Source organism: Cupriavidus sp. GW823-FHT06D04 (assembly GCF_058795055.1).
The window spans coordinates 119,657-140,453 of record NZ_JBXAHL010000013.1; the positions used below are offsets into that span (position 1 = coordinate 119,657).

16 protein-coding genes and 2 pseudogenes are annotated in these 20,797 nt (G+C 63.8%); 9 read left to right on the forward strand and 9 right to left on the reverse strand.

The genetic code is table 11. The features are described 5' to 3' along the window. The first annotated feature begins 421 nt into the window (after positions 1-421). The 4 genes from AC1Q7H_RS18130 to AC1Q7H_RS18145 all read left to right on the forward strand — a co-directional run bounded on the left by AC1Q7H_RS18130 (position 422) and on the right by AC1Q7H_RS18145 (position 4,751). A complete protein-coding gene (locus AC1Q7H_RS18130) occupies positions 422-901 on the forward strand; it encodes an SRPBCC family protein (protein ID WP_011615257.1) in 480 nt (159 codons plus the stop codon). 121 nt (positions 902-1,022) lie between these two features. Next, positions 1,023-1,514 carry a (2Fe-2S)-binding protein gene (locus tag AC1Q7H_RS18135; protein ID WP_492378100.1) on the forward strand — a complete coding sequence of 164 codons (492 nt, stop codon included), beginning with the start codon at positions 1,023-1,025 and terminating at the stop codon, positions 1,512-1,514. A 1-nt stretch (position 1,515) separates the two neighbouring features. Next, positions 1,516-3,888 carry a xanthine dehydrogenase family protein molybdopterin-binding subunit gene (locus AC1Q7H_RS18140; protein ID WP_492378101.1) on the forward strand — a complete coding sequence of 791 codons (2,373 nt, stop codon included), beginning with the start codon at positions 1,516-1,518 and terminating at the stop codon, positions 3,886-3,888. Next, the gene (locus AC1Q7H_RS18145; protein WP_211981736.1) at positions 3,885-4,751 is read left to right on the forward strand and encodes an FAD binding domain-containing protein; all 867 of its coding nucleotides are present in this window, start codon (positions 3,885-3,887) and stop codon (positions 4,749-4,751) included. Before AC1Q7H_RS18140 ends, AC1Q7H_RS18145 begins: the two co-directional genes overlap by 4 nt. 15 nt (positions 4,752-4,766) lie before the next feature. Here the strand turns inward: AC1Q7H_RS18145 and AC1Q7H_RS18150 are convergent, their stop codons facing one another. The 3 genes from AC1Q7H_RS18150 to AC1Q7H_RS18160 form a co-directional block, all read right to left on the reverse strand. After that, positions 4,767-5,471, reverse strand: a complete 705-nt coding sequence (locus tag AC1Q7H_RS18150) for a TetR/AcrR family transcriptional regulator (RefSeq protein WP_211981734.1) — start codon at positions 5,469-5,471, stop codon at positions 4,767-4,769. A gap of 78 nt (positions 5,472-5,549) precedes the next feature. Next, positions 5,550-5,996 (reverse strand): winged helix-turn-helix transcriptional regulator, encoded by a 447-nt coding sequence (locus AC1Q7H_RS18155; RefSeq protein ID WP_211981729.1) that lies wholly within the window; start codon positions 5,994-5,996, stop codon positions 5,550-5,552. A gap of 33 nt (positions 5,997-6,029) precedes the next feature. Continuing rightward, the gene (locus AC1Q7H_RS18160) at positions 6,030-6,644 is read right to left on the reverse strand and encodes a TetR/AcrR family transcriptional regulator (protein ID WP_249221300.1); all 615 of its coding nucleotides are present in this window, start codon (positions 6,642-6,644) and stop codon (positions 6,030-6,032) included. 380 nt (positions 6,645-7,024) lie between these two features. Here AC1Q7H_RS18160 and AC1Q7H_RS18165 point away from each other — a divergent pair, with 380 nt between their 5' ends. Beyond that, positions 7,025-8,392 carry an MFS transporter gene (locus AC1Q7H_RS18165; protein WP_492378102.1) on the forward strand — a complete coding sequence of 456 codons (1,368 nt, stop codon included), beginning with the start codon at positions 7,025-7,027 and terminating at the stop codon, positions 8,390-8,392. A 90-nt stretch (positions 8,393-8,482) separates the two neighbouring features. Continuing rightward, positions 8,483-9,519 (forward strand): annotated as a pseudogene (locus AC1Q7H_RS18170) (XdhC family protein). Between the two features lie 107 nt (positions 9,520-9,626). Here the strand turns inward: AC1Q7H_RS18170 and AC1Q7H_RS18175 are convergent. The 3 genes from AC1Q7H_RS18175 to AC1Q7H_RS18185 form a co-directional block, all read right to left on the reverse strand. After that, positions 9,627-12,746 (reverse strand): efflux RND transporter permease subunit, encoded by a 3,120-nt coding sequence (locus AC1Q7H_RS18175; RefSeq protein ID WP_492381526.1) that lies wholly within the window; start codon positions 12,744-12,746, stop codon positions 9,627-9,629. Beyond that, complete coding sequence (locus AC1Q7H_RS18180; RefSeq protein ID WP_492378104.1) at positions 12,743-13,867, reverse strand: efflux RND transporter periplasmic adaptor subunit; 1,125 nt, start codon at positions 13,865-13,867, stop codon at positions 12,743-12,745. The genes AC1Q7H_RS18175 and AC1Q7H_RS18180 overlap by 4 nt, the downstream gene beginning before the upstream one ends. Positions 13,868-13,958: 91 nt before the next feature. Beyond that, on the reverse strand, positions 13,959-14,576 hold the full coding sequence (locus AC1Q7H_RS18185) for a TetR/AcrR family transcriptional regulator (RefSeq protein WP_492378105.1): 618 nt from the start codon (positions 14,574-14,576) through the stop codon (positions 13,959-13,961). Positions 14,577-14,671: 95 nt separating this feature from the next. Here AC1Q7H_RS18185 and AC1Q7H_RS18190 point away from each other — a divergent pair, with 95 nt between their 5' ends. Then, a complete protein-coding gene (locus AC1Q7H_RS18190; RefSeq protein ID WP_492378106.1) occupies positions 14,672-16,117 on the forward strand; it encodes an efflux transporter outer membrane subunit in 1,446 nt (481 codons plus the stop codon). Between the two features lie 12 nt (positions 16,118-16,129). Here the strand turns inward: AC1Q7H_RS18190 and AC1Q7H_RS18195 are convergent, their stop codons facing one another. Both AC1Q7H_RS18195 and AC1Q7H_RS18200 read right to left on the reverse strand, forming a co-directional pair. Beyond that, positions 16,130-16,453: a putative quinol monooxygenase gene (locus AC1Q7H_RS18195; RefSeq protein ID WP_211981728.1), complete on the reverse strand. Its 324-nt coding sequence runs from the start codon at positions 16,451-16,453 to the stop codon at positions 16,130-16,132. A 74-nt stretch (positions 16,454-16,527) separates the two neighbouring features. Continuing rightward, positions 16,528-17,275: pseudogene (locus AC1Q7H_RS18200) on the reverse strand (SDR family oxidoreductase). A 108-nt stretch (positions 17,276-17,383) separates the two neighbouring features. Here AC1Q7H_RS18200 and AC1Q7H_RS18205 point away from each other — a divergent pair. Together AC1Q7H_RS18205 and AC1Q7H_RS18210 are read left to right on the forward strand one after the other, a co-directional pair. After that, on the forward strand, positions 17,384-18,301 hold the full coding sequence (locus AC1Q7H_RS18205; RefSeq protein ID WP_211981727.1) for a LysR family transcriptional regulator: 918 nt from the start codon (positions 17,384-17,386) through the stop codon (positions 18,299-18,301). Positions 18,302-18,369: 68 nt separating this feature from the next. Beyond that, on the forward strand, positions 18,370-19,749 hold the full coding sequence (locus AC1Q7H_RS18210) for an FAD-containing oxidoreductase (protein ID WP_153953429.1): 1,380 nt from the start codon (positions 18,370-18,372) through the stop codon (positions 19,747-19,749). Between the two features lie 12 nt (positions 19,750-19,761). Here AC1Q7H_RS18210 and AC1Q7H_RS18215 read toward each other — a convergent pair whose 3' ends face one another. Next, positions 19,762-20,394: a malonic semialdehyde reductase gene (locus AC1Q7H_RS18215; RefSeq protein ID WP_153953430.1), complete on the reverse strand. Its 633-nt coding sequence runs from the start codon at positions 20,392-20,394 to the stop codon at positions 19,762-19,764. Positions 20,395-20,797: the final 403 nt, after the last annotated feature.

Below are 20,797 nucleotides of genomic sequence, written 5' to 3' on the forward strand. Positions count from 1 at the left end.
CAGTGGATACATTGGAGCGTGCGCCGGGGACTGGAACGAAGGTGGGCAGAGTTGAAAGGGCTGAACGCCTGGCCTGCCTTGCCGCGCTAGTCGCGTTCGCACTGGTGCTCGGTGTATCCACTGTCTACATCCTAGGATTGCGGTCTTGGCCGCGTCAAGAAGTCTTTGGGCAATTTCGGGTTTACCAGCTGTTCCTGTATGGGCACTGCAGTGCCAGCCAGATGAGCGAAACGGCTTTCGTTGCTAGGGTTACCACTAGGCGTAAACGGCTTCCCGTTCCTTGACGCTCGCCGACGCGCTCCCTACGATATAGACGCTGGATAGATTGGTGTTCGGCCATGCGGTGACGAAGCGGCGCGGAGCTTCGCGGTCCCGGGCCGGCCGCTGTGACGGAAGTAGCAGAAACCGAAAGGGGGAAACATTGGAATTCACTGGCGCACAGGTAATCAAGGCTTCCAGGGCAGAGGTCTGGAAACGGTTGAACGATCCGGCGACATTCCAGCGGTGTTTGCCGGGATGTGAGCAATACCAGCAGGGGGATGACGGTGACTATGACGCAGTCATCGTTGCGGCTGTCGGACCGATCAAGGCACGCTTCAAGGGCACGGCCCGATTTACCGGCCACCAGGAGGGCATCGGCTATCACATCGAAGGCAGCGGCAGCGGTGGCGTCGCGGGATTCGGCAAGCTGGGCGCCGATATCCGTCTGGAAGACGTCGAGGGCGGCACTTCCCTGCACTACGTGGCCGCAGCGCAGATGGGAGGAAAGCTCGCACAGATCGGGTCCCGTCTGGTGGGATCGGTGGCGAACAAGTTCCTGGCGGAGTTCTTTTCCCGCTTTGAAAAGCTGGTAAGCCAGGAGGCAAGTCCCGGTGGTTCGCTGGCAACTTCCGCTGAATGAGCTTCGGCAGATCTGGGAGGAGCATCGGGATTTTTTTTTGCCCCTTTAGTATGATGATCGTAATACTATAGGCACCACGGGTGCCTATGCTGAAGGCGCTAACGGAGACACAGAGGCGACTGTGAAAATAGAAAACACCATCAATGGCGTAACAGGTACCACCGAGATAGAGCCAAGGCGGCTACTGGTGCACTTGTTGCGGGACCAGAAACGCCTGACCGGCGTTCATATCGGTTGTGACACCTCCCAGTGCGGTGCCTGCACGGTGCTTGTGGACGGAACGACAGTGAAGTCGTGCACCGTACTTGCCGCCCAGACTGACGGCTGCGAGCTGCACACGATTGAAGGCATGGAGCACGACCACACGACAGCCGTGCTCAAGCAAGCTTTCAACGAACTTCATGGCTTGCAGTGTGGCTTCTGTACGCCGGGAATGCTGCTTGCGGCACGAGCGCTGCTTGCGCACCAGCCTGCGCCGGCCGAAAGCGATGTCAGGGAAGCGCTGCACGGCAACCTGTGCCGCTGCACCGGGTATCAGAACATCGTCGATGCTGTTCTTCTTGCCGCGACCAGGCTGCAGCGAACGCCGTCCGCCACACATGAGGAGGCCTGAGATGAGCGAAGCACTGAACGGAAGTGCAACGAAGTACATTGGAAAATCGGTCAGCCGCCGTGAGGACAAGCGCCTGATGAGCGGCCAGGGCAGGTTTACGGATGACCACCAGTTCCCGGGCATGGCCTTCGCGGCCTTCGTCAGATCGCCCTATGCTCATGCCGTTGTCAGCGAGATCGATACCTCGGCCGCACGCGCGCTTCCCGGCGTGATCGGTGTTCTGACCTATGCGGACATCCAGGGCAAGGTTGGCGACATCCGGCCGAACTGGGTCGTGGGCAATTCGAAGGTGCCGCCGCACCCTCCGCTTGCGGCCGAGCGGGTGCGGTACGTAGGGGAAGCCGTGGCGATGGTGGTGGCCCGGACCCGTGAGATTGCCGCGGACGCCGCGGAGCTCGTTGAAGTCGGCTACGAAGCGTTGCCGCCTGTCGTCGATGCGGAAGCAGCACTGTCAGACACCGCGCCCCAGCTTCACGATAACGTGCCCGGCAATCGCATCGGCACTTTCCGGCTCAAGGGCGGCAGCTACGAGGATGCATTGAAACGGGCCGACCGGGTAGTCTCGATCCGGCTGGTCAACCAGCGGCTGATTCCAAGCCCGCTCGAACCGCGCGCCTTGTGCGCGAACTTCGACCCGGTCGACGAGCGCCTGACGTTTATCGTCCCGACCCAGGTTCCGCATATGTCGAGACGCTGGCTGGCGGAGACCCTGCGCTGGCCCGAGCACCGGGTCCGGATCGTGGCGCCCGATATCGGTGGCGGATTCGGCGCAAAGATGCACTTCTATGCGGAAGAGGTGCTGGTGGCGTTCGCCTCCAGACATTTCGGGCTTCCGGTGAGCTGGACGGAGACGCGCAGCGAGAACTTCGTCGCGACCACCCATGGCCGCGCGCATACCGAGTATGTGGAGGCGCCCGTTACCAGCGACGGCAAAGTGCTGGGGATCCGCTTGCGGTCGTTCGCCAACCTCGGCGCCTACCTGTCGAACATGGCGACGGGGATCCCTACCATCAATACGGTCAACTACATCACGGGCAACTACCAGATAACGTCAGTCGACGCGGAAGTGAATCTGGTGACAACCAATACCACGCCGGTCGATGCCTATCGCGGCGCCGGACGGCCAGAAGCCGCATACATCATCGAGCGGCTGATGGACGCTGTAGCGGGGGAGCTGGACATGGATCCGGTCGAGTTGCGGCGCCGCAACCTGGTGCAGCCCGATCAGTTTCCCTATTTGCCGCATGACGGCGCGCGCGGCAAATGGGACTCCGGCGACTACGAAGCCTGCCTGAACAAGGCGACCGAGCTGATCGGCTACCGGCGCTGGCGTGAGGAGCAGGTGGCGCTGCGCGAGCAGGGCAAATACATCGGCATCGGGGTGACCTGCTATCTCGAGCTGGTCGGCATGGGCATTTCGCCGATGCTGGAAAAGGTCGGGTTCAACCGCGGCGGCTGGGAGAGCGCGCATATCCGCGTGCATTCCGACGGCAAGGTCACGCTGTTCAGCGGCTCGATGCCGCAAGGCCACGGCCATGCCACCAGCTTCGCGCAGATCGTTGCGGAAGCCCTGCAACTGCCGATGGAAGATATCGATGTCGTGCAGGGCGACACGGATCGCGTGCTGGCGGGTCATGGCACGTTCAATTCACGCTCCATGCCCGTAGGCGGCAGCGCTGCCTATGTGGCAGCGGGCAAGATTCTCGCCAGGGCAAGGCGGATCGCCGCCTTCATGCTCGAAATCCCGGAAGAGGACGTGCACTATGCAGATGGCCATTTCTCAAGCACGGCAAATCCGACCGTCATCCCGTTCTCGCAGGTCGCAAGGATGGCATACCTTGCGCACAAGCTGCCCCGGGATTTCGAAGCAGGGCTGGACGAGCGCGTCTTCTATGAGCCGGTCGCCCTGGGAGCGCCGAATGGCTGCCATGCCGTGGTCGTGGAGGTCGATGCGGAGACCGGGGTGGTGACGATCCTGGACTATGTGGCAGTCGACGACGTGGGTGTGATGATCAACCCGATGCTTTGCCATGGCCAGATGCACGGAGGCATCGCACAGGGCATCGGCCAGGCCCTGTTCGAAGAAGCCACGTACGACGACTCCGGGCAACTGCTGTCCGGCTCGCTGCTTGACTACGGCTTTCCGCGTATCGAGCAGATCCCTCGCATGCGTACCGGCTTCCATGTCTCTCCGGCGCCGTCGAATCCGCTCGGCGTCAAAGGCATCGGGGAGGCGGGCTGCGTCGGTGCGCCGCCCGCGGTCGTCGCGGCGGTATGCGATGCACTGAAGCCATTTGGCATATCCCATCTCGATATGCCGCTGACGCCGCCGAAAGTCTGGCGAGCCATCCAAGAGAGCCGGAGCGCGACATGATTCCGTACGAAGTCGAATACCTTAGGGCGAGCAGTGTGCAACAGGCACTTTCCATCCTTGCCCAGAACCCCGAGGCGAAGATCCTGGCCGGGGGTCATACGCTATTGCCGATGATGAAGCTCAGGCTGGCGAGGCCTGGACTGCTGGTGGATATCGGTCGCCTGCCTGAACTTCGTGGCATCGTGGTCCATGAGGACTCCGTTTCCATCGGCAGCGCCACGACCCACGCCGAACTGGAGGCGAGCGCGGAACTAAAGCGGCTGGCCCCGCTGTTCCCACTCGCCGCCACGGTGATTGCCGACCCGACAGTCAGGAACCGTGGCACGATCGGTGGCGCGCTGGTGCACGCCGATCCGTCGGCCGACTGGCCGGCGGTCGCGCTTGCGATGGATGCCGAAATAGAAGTGGCAGGCGGGCAAGGCAGCAGGCGCATTCCCGCGCACGAGTTCTTTGCCGGCTTCATGTCCACAGCCGTTGAGCCGGACGAGGTCCTTACGCGCATCCATGTGCCATTGCCGGCACCGGGCCGGGTCGCATACCGCAAGTTCCGTCATCCGTCGTCGGGCTATGCGGTGGCTGCGGCGGCCGTTGCCATCAACGTTGCAAAAGATGGCTATACCTGGGGACGGATTGCCATCACTGGCGTTGCGGATGCGGCATTCCGCGCCTGGGAGGCGGGGGCTTTGCTGGAAGGCAGCTTCGCCGACCTGCCGGACAAGGTCGATGCCATTGTCGAAGCCGCGTTCACCAACGTGACGCCGCTGGAGGACAACTTCGCCGATGGGGCATACCGGCTGCAGCTTGGCCGGGTGATGCTGAAGCGGGCGCTGGTCGATGCGCTGGAGCCGCGCCGCGGAGACTGAAACTCCGGGGGAGGCTTACGCCTGCGCTGCGCTGCGTGACCTCGCCTTCGGTTTGCTTGCGGCGGCACCGGCCGCCGCGGCCTTGTTCTGGCCTGCTGCCAACAGGCCGGTCAGCACGAATTGCTGTACGCTCTGCCGCCATTGGGCCAGCGCGACGCGTGGGCGCGGGCTGGGTCCGGTCGGCTTGGCACTGAAGAACATGCTCACACCGTGCATGGCCGACCACGCGCAGCGCACCATCATGTCGTCGAACTGCTCGGCAAGATTGTTTTCCCGGAAATAGTCCTGGACTGCACCCGACAGGAGCTGGTAAGACGCGCTGCCCGCCTCCAGCAGTTCGGGGTACCTCTCCTTGTCCTCGATCTGCGGCCCGAACATCAGGTAGAAAAGCGCGGGATGCTTGACGGCGAACTCGATATAGCCGTCCATGATCGTGAGCAGCCGCGCCTCGGCGCTCATCTCCGGCGAGAGCCGGGCCCGCCGCACCGCGACCAGTTCACGGAATCCTTCGGCGGCGATGGCGGCAAGCAGGCCCTCCTTGTCGGCAAACTGATTGCGCGGCGCGCCGTGCGAGACCCCGGCCAGCTTTGCCGCGGAGCGAAGGGTCAGTCCATGGACGCCCTTGAGGGCCAGGATTTCCCGGCCACAGCGGATCATTTCTTCCCGCAGGTTGCCATGGTGATAGCTTTGGCGTGCCGGGCGCGTGGTGGAGGTGGTCATGAAATGGCGGGTCGCGATGTCGTCAGGCCTCCATATTAGCGCTAACCCATCCGGTGACCCGCGGACGGCAGCTGGCAGCTACCGCATCTGGGCGTCGATGACCTGGACGTCTTCGAAGGGGATCGGCGATCCATCGGGGCGCGTCAATGGTGGCGCCACGATCTCGTTTCCCGTGTGCTTGTCCACGAAAAGCTTGGCGCGCCGCTTCGGTTCCGCCACCCATCGCTCTGCCCACGCCTTGAGGCTCAGGTAGGTCGGCAGGAAATCGCGTGCGCTGTCGCTCAGGAAGTAGGCGCAGCGTGTGCTGCCTTCGATCGGCCTGCGTATCAGCAGGCCGTGATCGGTCATTGCCTGAAGCCTGGCGCTCAGGATGTTGGATGCAATGCCGAGCCGGCGCTCGAACTCCTCGAATCGCGTCGCCCCGTAATACGCTTCACGCAGGATGAGGATGACCCAGCGCTCGCCCAGCACCGCCGAGGCATGTGCAACGGGACATGGCATCTTGAGGAAGCGGGATTGGCTCATATCGGCTCCGGCGCTGGTGCAAGGGCGGCCGCACTACAGGGAGGTCTGGAGTGCGTCCAGAATCTCGGTGGATAGCGCTTCCGAGCGCACGGAGCGCGCCAGCACCATGCCGCCGACCATGGCCGCCAGCGTGACAATGGCATCCTTGCGTGCTGTCTCATCATCGCCCCCTGCAATGGCTTCGATGAGCGATGTCACGCGCGCCTCGAAACGCCGCCGCGTCTTGGTATCCAGGCGCGACACATCGGCACCGAGCGCCGCGATGGCGCAACCCGATCCGGGATGGTCGCGGTGCCTTTTGTTCACATACGCCTGCACGACGGCTTGCCTGCGCTGCCTGGGCGATGCCACCGACGTCGCCTCTTGTAGGAGTTCCATGGTCTGGTCGAAGGCTGCGTCGATGGCCTCGGCAACCAGGGCGTCCTTGGACTCGAAGTGCGCGTAAAACCCTCCATGGGTCAGGCCGGCGCTTTTCATCAACTGGGCTACGCCGATGCCGTTGACACCGTGCTTGCGGAATTGCGTCGAGGCAGCCTTGACGATGTGCTTGTGGGTTTCAGCCTTTTGGTCGAGCGAGTAGCGCATGATCAGGTGACAGGAAGAGTCGGGCGTGTGTGTCTCTGCAATATATAACATTACGATCATCATTGCATCGGGTGCTTGCCGCGGGGGTTGTCGGCCGCGTCGTTACATGTGGGGGCCAACGGGCGCGCGCCACGTGATTCACTAGGGATAGCACCAAGGCAGCAGCAGCGTGTTCCTCCTTGACCATGCCGGTCCGCCTGACTAGCATGTAGACGCTGGATACATCGCCGGGCGGGGCAAACGCTTGACTAGGAGCGGCATGGGAGCGGCATGGGAGCGTCATGGCCACTGCGGCCGTTCGTCACGTGATATGACGACCGTCATTTTATAAGCGCCGCCTTGAAAGGGAGGGAGAGGAATGTGAGGGCGGCGCGCAAGGTTCACGAGCAGAGAAGACCATCAATGACATGGAGCCACGTGCTCAGATAACGGAGACAAAGCGCATGAAACCACAGCAATCCGGCTCGCCGGGGACCATAGATGTCCAGGCATTCATCGACAACCAGAGATTCTCGCCCTATCAATGGATGCTCCTCATTGTTTGCTTTCTGGTGGTGGCGGCGGATGGCTTCGACACGGCTGCGATCGGCTACGTGGCGCCATCGTTGACCACGGAGTGGGGCGTTTCGAAGCTGGTGCTGGGCAATGTGCTGAGCGCTTCGCTGGTTGGCCTTGCACTCGGCGCGCTGGTCGCCGGACCCTGTGCGGACCGGTTCGGACGCAAGCCTGTGCTCATCGTATCGGTGGCGGCCTTTGGTCTGTTCAGCCTCGCCACTGCGTCCGCTGTCTCCGCCGCAGAGCTGTCCTGCTGGCGCTTCCTGACGGGTATGGGGCTAGGTGCCGCGATTCCCAACGCGACCACGCTGCTGGCCGAGTATGCCCCCGCCAGGCGTCGGGCCTTCCTGGTGAACAGCATGTTTTGCGGCTTTACGCTAGGCGCCGCGGGCGGTGGCTTCCTGGCGGCGGTCATTATTCCCGCATTCGGATGGCGCAGCGTGTTCATCGTCGGCGGAATAGTCCCCCTGGTCCTTGCCATCATTGCGCTTGCACTGCCGGAATCGATCCGGTTCATGGTGCTGCGCGATTGGCCGGCGCAGAAGATCAAAAAGGTGTTGAGACGGCTGGCAGGTTCGGCGGAAGTCCACGCGTCGCGGTTCACCTTGCCGGATGATCAGGCCGACAAGTTGCGCTCGCCGCTCGGGCTCATCCTGTCGCAAAAGTATCGGATGGGAACGTTCATGCTCTGGACCACCTATTTCATGGGTGTGCTGGTCTTCTACCTGGTGACCAGCTGGATGCCGACCCTTGTCAGGGAAGCCGGTGCGACCCTGGCCGAGGCCTCCTTGATCGCTGCGCTGTTCCCGCTCGGCGGCACGCTGGGCGCCATGGCTTGCGGCTGGCTGATGGATCGCATCAATCCCCATTGCGTCATCGGCTTCGCCTATTTCTTCACCGCCGTATTCACGCTGGCGATGGGACACGCGACCAGTGGTGCATACCTGGTGCTGCTGACGCCGATCGCCGGGCTTTTCATGGGGGCCGGCCTGGTATCCATGCCCGCGCTGGCGGCTTCGTTCTATCCGACCCAGGGCCGTGCCTGCGGGGTAGGTTGGATGCTTGGTATGGGGCGTTTCGGTGGCGTTCTCGGAGCCGTTTCCGGTGGCACGCTGCTGCAGTTTGGCCTGGGCATGAGCTCGATCCTCAGCATCCTCGCCGTGCCATCCTTGCTTGCGGCCATCGCAGTCGCCGCGAAGGGAAGGGCGGGCGCGGCGAAGCCGTCGGAGCAGGCAACCGTTGCCAGCGAAGCGTGATCTGGCGCCTGGCCCCGGGTTATTGACTGGACCTCAGCCTGCTACGTTTGACCCGGGGCAGCGGATGCAGGCTGGACGGCAGGAAGCATCATGGAAAGCGTGGATCTCGAAGTCTTGAGAAGCAGTGTCCGCTGGGACGAGCAAGGACACCGTTGCCTGTTGGTGACGGTCGTCCATACCTGGGGTTCGTCGCCACGGCCGGCCGGCGCGATGCTGGCCGTGCGCGACGACGGCCTGGTAGTGGGTTCGGTGTCGGGCGGCTGCATTGAGGACGACATCATTGACCGAACCCGCCGCGAAGGCATTCGCTGCGGTAGTCCCGAGGTGATCCGGTACGGCGTCAGCGCGCCGAGGAAGCACACCGGTTTGGCTTACCCTGTGGCGGAACCATCGAATTGGTGGCGGAGCCGGTATCTGCGGCGAGCGGATTGCGCGAACTGCTGCAGGCGGTGGAGGGCGGCCGACTGGTGACACGTACGCTCGATATCGCCACCGGCATCGCGACGCTTGGGCCGGCGGCGGCCGCTGACGGCCTGACCTTTGACGGCAAGTCGCTGTCAACCATCCATGGGCCACGCTATCGCATGCTGGTGATTGGCGCCGGGCAGCTTTCGAAGTATCTCTGTGAGATCGCCGTCGGGCTCGGCTTCGATGTGACCGTGTGCGATCCGCGCGAAGAATATACCGAGTCCTGGGCCGTTCCCGGCATTACCATGGTGCGCACCATGCCGGATGACACGGTGGTGGAGATGGCCTTGGACGAACGCAGTGCGGTGGTTGCGCTGACACACGACCCCAAGCTCGACGACCTGGCGCTGATGGAGGCGCTGCGCACCCGGGCCTTCTACGTCGGTGCGCTGGGCTCGCGTCGCAACAACCAGGCGCGCCGCGAACGCCTGAAGGAATTCGACCTGACCAGCCAGCAACTGGCCCGTATGCATGGCCCGGCCGGCATCTATATCGGCAGCCGTACGCCGCCGGAAATCGCCATTTCGATCCTTGCCGAGGTGGTGGCAGCGCGCAATCACGTCCGCTTGCCCGATGACCTGAGGGTCGAACGCGCCAAGTCCGTACGGGAGGTGCCGGCAGATACCAGCGGCGCATGCGCGATATCGGTCAATGCGTAACGGCGCCGCGGCGCCTCGCTAGCAGTTGTGGGCGCGGTAGCGCCCACACTGCTTTTTGTCGCCACCAACCGGCCGCGGCCTCGCGCTGACGGCCGCGGCCTGTCGGATCAAGTGGTGGCCGCGGGCGTGTTCACGCCGCTGTCGTTCAAATCCGCGGGCGTCATCTCGTTCGCATTGGCAGGCATCCTGATCCGGTACCAGATGGCATACATCGCTGGCAGGAACACCAGCGTCAGCACCGTGCCGGCGAAGGTGCCGCCGATCAGCGTGTAAGCCAGCGTCCCCCAGAACACTGAATGCGTCAACGGTATAAAGGCCAGGATAGCCGCCAGCGCGGTCAGGATCACTGGCCGGGCACGTTGCACCGTGGCTTCGACAACAGCGTCGAACGGCGCCAGTCCCGCGCGCTTGTTCTGGTGGATCTGCCCGATCAGGATCAGCGTGTTGCGCATCAGGATGCCGGACAGTGCGATCAGGCCGACCAGGGCGTTGATGCCGAATGGCTGCCGGAACAGCAGCAAGGTCGGGACTACGCCGATCAGTCCCAGCGGACTGGTGGCAAGCACCATGACCATGGCTGAGATCGAACGCACTTGCAGGATGATGATCAGCAAGGTCAGGGCAAGCATGATCGGGAACAGCGGCAGCAGGGCCTTGGTGGCCTTGTCGGATTCCTCGGTGGCGCCTGCCTGCTCGATCCGGTAGCCGGCCGGCAGCCTGGCGATGATCGGCTGCAGTTGCTGCAGGACGGCCGCGGACACATCGGGTGGCTGCAGCCCCTCGGCGATGTCGCCGCGCACCGTAATGGTAGGTGTTCGGTCGCGCCGGCGCAGGATCGGGTCTTCCATGCGCACATCGACGGTGCCTACCTGCGAGAGCGGAATGCGCTGTCCTGCCGCACCGGTCAACGTGAAGCCGGAAATCTTCTCCGGGTCCAGGCGTATGTCTCCCGCGGCGCGTGCAAGGACCTGCACCGAGCGAATGTCCTCGCGGACTTCGGTGACCGGCAGGCCGTTGAGGAGAAGCTGCAATTGTTGGGCGACGCCGCTGGAAGTCAGGCCGACGGCCTGCAGCCGATCCTGCTGCAGCGTAAAGTGCAAGGCGGGCGCACGCGGTCCCCAGTCGGTATTGACGGTTCTCATCAGCGGGCTGGCATCCATCACCCGGCGCACGTCCGCCGCAATGCCACGCAGCTTGTCCGGATCCGGCCCGGCGACGCGGAATGCCACCGGGAAGGGCGAGTAAGGACCGAATACCAGTTGATTGACGCGCACGCGGGCCTCCGGCGCCAGTCCGGCGGCGATCGCCTGGCGCAGCCTGAGCTTCAGCGCCTCGCGTTCGTCCTGGTTCTCAGTCCGCACCACGATCTTCGCAAAGGAGGGATCCGGCAGCTCGGGCGACATGGCGAGATAAAACCGGGGCGCGCCCTGGCCGATGTAGGCCGTCACGATCTTCGCCTCTGCCTGCCTGGCGAGCCACGCTTCCACCTTGGACGTGGCCGCGCTGGTCTGGGCGATGGAAGTGCCATAAGGCATCTGGACTTCGACCAGCACCTCGGGGCGGTCGGAAGTCGGGAAGAATTGCTTTTTTACTATGCCCATGCCCAGCACGGACACCACAAAGCTGCCAACCACGACGGCGGCCACGATCCATTTGCGCTGGATGACGCGCCCTAGCAGGCGTCGGAAGCGGTTGTAGTTCAAGGTGCCGTAGATGGCATCGTGGCCGCCTTCGGCCCTGCCGATCTCAGGCAGCATCTTGACGCCCAGATAAGGCGTGAAGGCGACGGCGACGATCCAGGACACGACCAGTGCAATGCCCACGATCCAGAACATGTTGCTGGTGTATTCGCCGGCCGTGGAACGGGCAAAGCCGTTGGGCATGAAGCCCACCGCCGTCACCAGCGTGCCGGACAGCATCGGCGCGGCAGTGTGGCTCCAGGCATAGGCGGAGGCGGCAACGCGGCTGTAGCCTTCCTCCATCTTGACCACCATCATCTCGATCGCGATGATGGCATCGTCCACCAGCAGTCCCAGCGCAAGAATCAGCGCGCCCAGGGTAATGCGGTCAAAGTTCTTGCCAGTGGCCGCCATGACGACGAACACTGCGGCCAGCGTCAGCGGCACAGCCGCTGCCACGACGATGCCGACACGCCAGCCCATGCTCAGGAAACACACCGCCAGCACCACCAGCAGGGCGACAAAGAACTTGACCATGAACTCATCGACCGATGCGCTGATGTTGACGGACTGATCGGTCACTTTGGTCAGGCTCATGCCCAGCGGCAACGCTTCATTGATTGCAGACACTTCCGTGTCCAGCGCCTTGCCCAGGTCCAGGCCGTTCCAGCCGTCGCGCATGACGATGCCCAGCAGCAGTGCGGGCTCGCCATTGTTGCGGATCAGGAAGGTCGCCGGATCCTCATAGCCGCGTTCAACCGTGGCGACATCCGAAAGCTTGAGCGTCCGACCCTGCGCCACAACCGGCGTGTCGCGGATCTTCTGCAGTTTGTCGAAGGCGCCGTCGAGGCGAATGAAAACCTGGGGACCCGAGGTGTCGATCGAGCCGGCCGGCGTGAGGGCGTTCTGGCCGTTCAGGGCGGAGAAGATGTCCTGTGGCGAGATACCCAAGGTGGCCAGGCGATCATGGGAAAAGGAAACGAAGATGCGTTCGGACTGTTCCCCGATGATGTTCACCTTCTTCACACCCGCGACGTGCAAAAGGCGCTGCCGCAGCGTTTCGGCGTCGCGGACCAGCACCCGCTGTGGCTCGCCTTTTGCCTTCAACGCAAACAGCGCGAAGGTCACGTCCGAATACTCGTCGTTTACGATCGGGCCGATCACGCCGGCAGGCAGGCTACCCGACTCGTCCCTGAGTTTCTTGCGCGCCTGATAGAACTCTTCCTGGACCTCCGAAGGCGGTGTGCTATCGAGCAGGGTCACTGTGGTGAACGCCAGGCCAGGCCGCGTGTACGTTTCCGTGCGGTCATACCAGCGCAGTTCCTGCATGCGCTTCTCCAGCCTTTCCACCACCTGGTCCTGCATCTCCTGCGCCGTCGCTCCCGGCCAGGCCGTGATGACGGTCATGGTTTTCACCGTGAAGGCGGGATCTTCCGCCCGGCCCAGCTGGAAGAAGGCGATAACGCCTGCCAGCGACACCAGGATGATCAGGAACAGCGTGACAGACCGTTCACGGACAGCGAGTGCCGAAAGATTGAACCCACTCATTGCTGCACTCCATGACCAGGAATAGTGTTGGCTCCGCTTCCGTTTGCTGCGATGCGGACCTGTTCGCCTTCGTGCAGAAGATGGGCGCCAAGGGCAACGATCCGGTCCCCCACCCTGAGTTCACCCGCGACACGCGCGGCGTCGTCATCCAGACCGCGGACCTTCACCGGGCGCCAGGTGACGCGGTTGAGTTTTTCGTCCAGCACCCACACGCCAGGACCTTTGCCCGGATCGAAGAGGGCACCGATCGGTACTTGCAGATCGCCTTGCTTCGATGGGCGGATTTCCGGAATCTGGAGGGTAACGGTCGCGCCGAGCGGGGCCTCGGCCAGCGCGCCTTCGAGCACGTACCTTGCCTCGTAGGTGCGGGTCAGCCGGTCCGCCGAGTCGGAAAGCTGCCGGAGTTTCGCCGGCACGGTCAAGGTGTCATTGCCGTATAGCGTCGCCTGGCTTGCGGAACCCACCGGGGGCCGGAGGGTTTCCGGCAGGTGAACGATGGCTTCGCGGCGGCCGGCATGCGCCACGCGTACCACGACCTGGCCGGCGTTGACGACTTGTCCGGCATCGGCCAGCGTCTCCACGACTACGCCGTCGGCATCAGCGAGCAAAACCGCGTAGCCAGTTGCATTGCGTGCCACATCGGCCTGGGCTTCCGCTGCGTTGAGCTGTGCCCTGGCCGACTCCGCCGCGGCCTTGATCTGGTCATAGGACGACGCCGATACGGCGCCGGATCCGACCAGGTCGCGATACCGGGCCTCATCCTCCGCGGTTTGCCGGGCCCGCGCCCGCGCCGCGACGACTGCCTCCTGCTGTGCGTGCGCCGCCAGCTTCAGGTCGTTCGGGTCGATGCGCATGAGCGGCTGGCCGCGCTTGACGGTCTGGCCGGTATCGACCAGCCGCTCCAGCACTTTGCCGGAGACACGAAAGCCCAGGTCGCCCTGGACCCGGGCGGCAACGGTTCCCGTGAATGAACGTGTCGTGGCGGCCGGGTCCTGAACGGTCCCGATTCTGACCAGCGGCGGCTGGCTGCGCGGATCGGGGGGCGCTGTATCGCCGCAAGCGGCCAATACAAGTGGCAACACGCACGCGGCGGCGGATGAGGCAAATCGGCGCTGAAGCATAAGGTCCTCTCAAGCGAGACTGGACCTGGATTATTGTTCGTGTGACCAATTTAGTCAATGGTCACAAGCGAATCCGCTTGCGACGTGCGCCTTAAGGCGCGAGGCTGCGCAGTATCAGGCTGGAAAGCTGGACATGGGCTTCCGCGGCAAGATCGAGGTTGTGCTGTAGCAGCAGCGGATCAATATATGGACGCATGACGAGATAGATGCCCCTGGCAGTCTCGTCCAGTGGCGTCTTGCGCTCGAACTCCCCTGACTTGCGGCCTTCCAGAACAATCCGCATGACCACTTGCTTGATGTGGTCCTCATAGTTGAGAACAGGCTGCCACCGCTCCTGGGCTGCGGCCGAAGCAATGGCGTAGAGTTTGCGGTCCTGGAAGAAAAGGCGGGCGCCGGCCTCCACCAGGGTCTTGAACAGGCGCCGCAGACATTCCGACGCGGTTGGGACGTTGGCAATGGCTGCATCGACCTCGTCCGTGATGGCGCACAGGCAGTTCGCGCAGATCACTTCCCCGATCGCCTGCTTGGAATCGAAGAACTTGTAGATGTAAGCCTTGGAAAAGCCGATCGCCTTGGCCAGGTCGGAAACCGTCGTCTTCTCGTAGCCATACAGGCTGAAGTGCTCGGTGGCCGCCTCCAAGATCTGGGAGCGGACATTGTGGTCGGCGGGCCCTCGGGACGGCAGGGCAGTGGGTGTGGTCTCAGTCATGCAGCGAGCTTAACGCTCCAGATGGTTGTTGACAACCAGTGACCATTTTATAATATAGTCACAACTTCCTGTTTGCCTAGGCTTCCGTGATACCCATGCTTACCCATCGCTTTCTTGCCCTGCTGCTGAGTGTCGGCGTATCGACGGGTTGTGCCGTCGGCCCCGACTACAGACAACCGGACGCCCCGCTCCCCGACCGCTACCTGGGCCAGTCCGGCGTTGAACAGAGGCATGCGTCATCCTCTGCCGAGCTCGTCACGTGGTGGGAAGGATTCGGCGATCCGCTGCTGACCCGGCTGGTGTCAGTGGCATTGGATCAGAACCTGGACCTGGCGCAAGCGTCGGCGCGCGTCACCCAGGCACGCGCGGGGCTCGGCGTGGCCAATGCGGCCTTGCTTCCTTCGGGCAGCGCCAGTGCGCAGGTGGCCAGAAACTATCAGTCGATCGAGACGCCCCTTGGGAAGCTGCTCGATGCAACGCCTGGCTTTGACAGGTATGGCAACAGCTACGAGGCCAATCTCGGCGCCACCTGGGAACTGGACGTATTCGGTGGGCTGCGCCGTGGGCGGGAAGCCGCCCTGGCGGAATACCAGGCATCGACTGCGGGCGCGACCGCGACGCGTCTCGCTGTGGCCGCGCAAACTGCAGATCTCTATATCACCGTGCGCGGACTGCAGTCCCGCATTGCAATCGCCAGGCAGCAAGTGGAAACCCAACAGAAGCTGCTCTCGACGGTGAGCCTGCTTTACAGCAAAGGGCTTGCCGCCGAACTGGAGGTACGACAGGCCGAAGGCGCGCTCGCTCAGGTCCGCGCTACCGTCCCGGTGCTGGAGACAGGCCTCGATGCCGCGTTGAATGCGCTGGACGTAATGCTTGGTGTTCCGCCCGGCACGTATCGCGCTGAACTGGCCGGCCCTAAAGCGATTCCCGCCGCACCGCAGCTCGCCGGAACGGGCTCGCCGGCGGATCTGCTGCGACGCAGGCCCGACCTCATCGTCGCGGAGCGCCGGCTGGCGGCGGCGAACGCACGAATCGGTGTAGCCATTGCGGAGTACTACCCAAAATTCTCGCTCAGTGCCCTGTTGGGCAGCGCCACAACCGTAGCCAGCGGGAACCTCTTTTCCGCGGGCGCAAGCCAGGCAGCGGGCGTGCTTGGCTTGCGCTGGCGTCTGTTTGACTTCGGCCGCATCAATGCACAGATCGAACTGGCCCGAGGGCAGGAGGCAGAAGCGCTGGCGGCATACCGTCAGGCTGTGCTGCGCGCGACCGAGGATGTCGAAAATGCCTTCTCCGCGCTGATCAAGCGTGAAGATCAGGCAGGCACGCTGGCCCAAGGCGAGACCTCGCTGACCCAGGCGCGCAATGCCTCATTTGCCGCCTACCAGAAAGGCGTGGTCCGCTTGATTGAGGTCTTGCATGCTGACGAGAGTCTTCTGCGGACGTCCGACGCCAGAGCGCAGGCACAGACCGAATCAGCCCGCGCCGCCGTGGCGGCATTCAAGGCGCTCGGCGGGGGGTGGGAACCGGCAACTGCCTTATAGGGCAATACCGCTTCAGTTGCCGGCTTTCTGGTAGTCGCGCACTGGCGTCAGAAACTCCAGCGTGCGTGGTGCTTTCAGCAGATCGGCCAGCACCGCCTCGTATTCGCGCCGGTAGGACGCTTTCAGGTGGTGGTCCCTGAAATGCTGCTCGCTGCAGGCCCAGTTCTCATAGAGAACAAGCGTGTCAGGATCTTCGAGCGAGCGGTGCAGATACGTGTTGATAAAGTCCGGTTCCTTCGACATCTGGTCGAGGACATAAAGCAGCTTCGACTCGAGCTCGGCGCGCCGCTCGGGCTTGCCCGGCAGATGGACGATAAAGGCAATGGATTGGTTCATGGTACTGCTCCAGGCAGGATGGGCGACCTCATGCGCGGACCGCGCTCAACGCCGCGGCCCGCAAAGGCATTGACTTAAAGTTGGATCATGCCACCGTCGGCGATGATTTCGGTACCGACGATGAAGGCCGATTCCGGCGCCGACAGATGCAGCACCGTCGACGCAATCTCCGCCGGCAGGCCGAAGCGGCCCAGCGGGATCTGGCTCTGGATCTGCGCGGCAGTGGCCGACAGGGTGTCGGCTTCCAGGCCCAGCTTGCCGTACAGCGGCGGCGTCACCGGCCCGGGGCTGACCACATTGACCCGGATGCCCGAGCTGACCAGCTCACCCGACAGAGTCCTGGCCAGCGAGATCAGTGCTGCCTTGCTGGCGGCATACACGGAAGACATCGGCATGCCGATGCGCGCATTGATCGAGCCGTTCAGCACGATCGACGTGCCCGGGTTCAGCAGCGGCAGCAGCGCCTGTATCTGGAAGTAGGCGCCCTTCACGTTGGCGTTGAAGGTGGCGTCCCACAGTGCCTCGTCCACGTCGGCAACGGCGGCAAACTTGGCAATGCCGGCGTTGATGAAGACAGCGTCCAGGCGGATGCCGGCGTCGGTCAGCTGGCGAGCCAGGTCACGCGGCCTGCACGGTGCCGGTTTCGTTGCGGATGGCGATGGCCTCGTTGCCGAGCGTGGCGCGGGCGACTTCCAGTGCCGCTGCGTCGCGGCCGGTGATGACCACGCGGGCCCCTTCCTGGGCGAATGCCTGGGCAGCCGCCAGGCCGATGCCGCTGTTGCCGCCAGTGACCAGAACGGTCTTGCCTTCGAAGCGATTCATGTTGTCCTCCGGTTTGGAAAGTTGAACTTGAACAATCGCGTGACTGCAGTATGGGCGCTGCGCTTTGCCATACGATCAATCCGACGAACACGTTCGAAGGAGTCGCACATGTTGTCGGAAGACGAACTGGCCCTGCTGGAGGCCATCCGCGAGGCCGGCAGCCTGTCGCGCGCGGCGGCCAGGCTGGGCAAGGCGCCGTCCACAGTGTCGCACGCCGCGCGGCAGCTGGAGCAGCGCTTCGACGCACTCCTGTTCGACCGCCGCCGCTACCGCCTGCAGCTGACGCGTGCCGGCGAATTGCTGACAGAAGAAGCCGCCCGGCTCGCGCAGGATGTCGCGCGCGTCACACAGCGCGTGCGGCAGGTCGCCAACGGCTGGGAAGACCGGTTGTGGATCGTGACCGACGAGCTGATGGAATTCGAGACGCTGATGCCCGTCATGCACGCGTTCGACGCGCTGGAATCCGGCGTGGCGCTGCGCGTCACGCACGAAGTGCTGGCCGGCACCTGGGAAGCGCTGCGGGACGGCCGCGCCGACCTGGTCATCGGTGCCACCAACGAGCCGCCCGCCATCCCTAACCTGGGGTGGTTCGAGCTGGGCGTGATCGAATGGGTGTTTGCGGTCTCGCCCCGGCATCCGCTGGCGGCCGCCCGCCAACCATTGACGCGTGAGGAGATCGCCCGCCATCGTGCCGTGGTGGTGGCAGATTCATCACGCCTCACGGGCGGCCGCGCTTACGGCATGGTGGGCGGACAGCGCTTGCTGGCCGTGCCGAGCATGCGAGCCAAGACCCTGGCGCAGCGCGATGCCCTGGGGATCGGCTGGCTGCCCAGGCACCGGGTCGGCTCGCTGCTGCAGCGCGGCGAACTGGTAGAGAAGCGCACCGCCGACCCGCGCGAGCCCAACACGCTCTATGTGGGCTGGCGCGGCGATCACGAAGGCCGCGCCCTGCAATGGTGGCTGGAGCAGTTGCGACGGCCCCGGCTGGCCAGGCTGCTGGTGCGGGGCGTCGACACCTACGCGTAGCTGGCAGGGAAGCGTCCTACCACCTAAAGTAGCTTGTGGCTTTGCGGTACCAGGCAAGGAGAATCGTGATGGCCCAAGGATTCGACGCGATCATCATCGGCACCGGGCAAGCCGGCCCCGCACTCGCTGCGCGGCTGGCCGGCGCGGGCATGAAAACGGCCGTCATCGAGCGCGCGCGTTTTGGCGGCACCTGCGTGAACACCGGCTGCATTCCCACCAAAACCCTCATCGCAAGCGCGTACGCGGCGCAACTGGCGCGGCGGGCTGCCGAGTACGGCGTGACCATCGGCGGGCCGGTCGCCGTCGACATGAAGCAGGTGAAGGCACGCAAGGACGAGATCTCCGGCCGTTCCAGCAACGGAGTGGAACAGTGGATGCGCAGCCTGGAGAACGGCACGGTCTATCAGGGGCACGCCCGCTTCGAAAGCGCGCATGGTGTGCGGGTCAACGGCGAACTGCTGGAAGCCGACCGGATTTTCGTGAACGTCGGCGGCCGGGCCCTGGTTCCGCCCATGCCCGGGCTGGACCAGGTACCGTACCTGACCAACTCGAGCATGATGGCGGTGGATTTCCTGCCGGAGCACCTGATCGTCATCGGCGGCAGCTACGTGGGTCTGGAGTTTGGCCAGATGTACCGGCGTTTTGGCGCCAGGGTGACCGTTGTCGAAAAAGGCCCGCGCCTGATCCAGCGCGAAGACGAGGATGTGTCGCAGGCAGTGCGGGAGATCCTGGAAGCCGAGGGGATCGAAATCCGGCTCAATGCCAACTGCCTGAGCGCGCGCAGGGAAGGCGATCATGTTGCCGTCGGGCTGGATTGTTCGGATGGGGCGCGCGACGTCCACGGCTCGCACCTGCTGCTGGCGGTTGGGCGTGTGCCCAACACCGAGGACCTGGGGCTGGATCAGGCCGGGGTCGAGACCGACGCTCGCGGTTATATCCAGGTAGACGAACAGTTGCGCACCAACGTCCCCGGCATCTGGGCGCTTGGCGATTGCAATGGCCGCGGTGCGTTCACGCATACGTCATACAACGACTATGAGATCGTCGCCGCCAACCTTCTCGACAACGATCCCCGCAAGCTGACGGACCGCATCGCAGCCTATGCCATGTTCATCGACCCTCCGCTCGGCCGCGCCGGCATGACGGAAGCAGAAGCCCGGCAATCCGGCCGCAGGCTGCTGGTCGGCTCTCGCCCCATGAGCCGCGTCGGGCGAGCCGTGGAGAAGGGCGAGAGCCAGGGCTTCATGAAGGTCGTGGTCGACGCCGATACCCGCATGATCCTGGGTGCCGCGATCCTCGGCGTGACCGGCGACGAGGTGATTCACTCACTGCTCGACATCATGTATGCCAAGGCACCCTATACCACCATCAGCCGCGCGATGCACATCCATCCCACGGTGTCCGAGCTGATACCAACGCTGCTGCAGGAACTGCGGCCACAGGCCTAGGTACTGCCTCCTTCAGAGCAGTTTGCACGCCTCATCGAATTCCAGGCGGGGGCTGCGCGGAAACAGCTTGGCAGGGTCGCCATAGCCGAGATTGCACAGGAAGTTCGATTTCACGTGACTGTCCGGGAAATATTCGAGCTGGAAGGCATTGTCCTTGGGGTCCGCCGGAAAGAATTCGTGATCGACCTTGGCATTGTCGAAGCCGGACATCGGCCCGCAATCGAGCCCCAGCGAGCGGGCGGCGATGATGAAGTACGCGCCCTGCAGGGAACTGTTTCGCCTCGCAGTAGTTAGGGCGAGCTCCGGGGTATCGGCGAACCACGAGCGTGCGTCCGCGTGCGGAAACAGCTTGGGCAGAAGTTCGTAGAACTTGATGTCATAGGCGATGATGGCGGTGACCGGTGCGGCCATGGTTTTCTCGACATTGCCCGGCGCCAGCGCGGGCAACAGGCGCTGCTTGGCCTCAGGGGTACGCAGGAACAGAATGCGCGCGGGAGAGCAGTTGGCGCTGGTCGGCGCCCATTTCATCAAGTCATAGAGCTGCCGCAGGGTTTCGTCGCTCACGGGCTGGTTCAGCCATGCGCTGTGCGTGCGAGCCTCGCGAAAGAGCAGATCCATGCCTTCTTCACTCAAGCCCTTGTTCATGGTTATCTCCTGAAACGAAATCGGTACTACGCGGCTGCCCGGCCGGGTTGCCGCTTCTGTCTAGCATAGGCAGCGCCGCTCGTCGCCGCGCCGCCGGCTTTCGCATGGATCCGCAGGGCTTGTCCGCGCCATCGGCATGTGCCAGCGCGGCCAGGGGCCCAGGTATCCGAAAAGCCGCTTTGGCACGCCGGGCGAAACGCGAAGTGATCCGGTCGAAGTGACGATTGCCGGCCCTGGTGCTCGGGGCGATACTGGCGAACACTTGGCGCACCGGTGCGACGAAGAATGGGGAAGCAATGGACGAGAAGACAAAGGCTCGTACAAACACATACGCCGCGCGCGAGTCCCCCTGCACCAGCTACCCATCCGGGTGGTGCGCGGCCGTCGTGCGCCTGTCATTGTG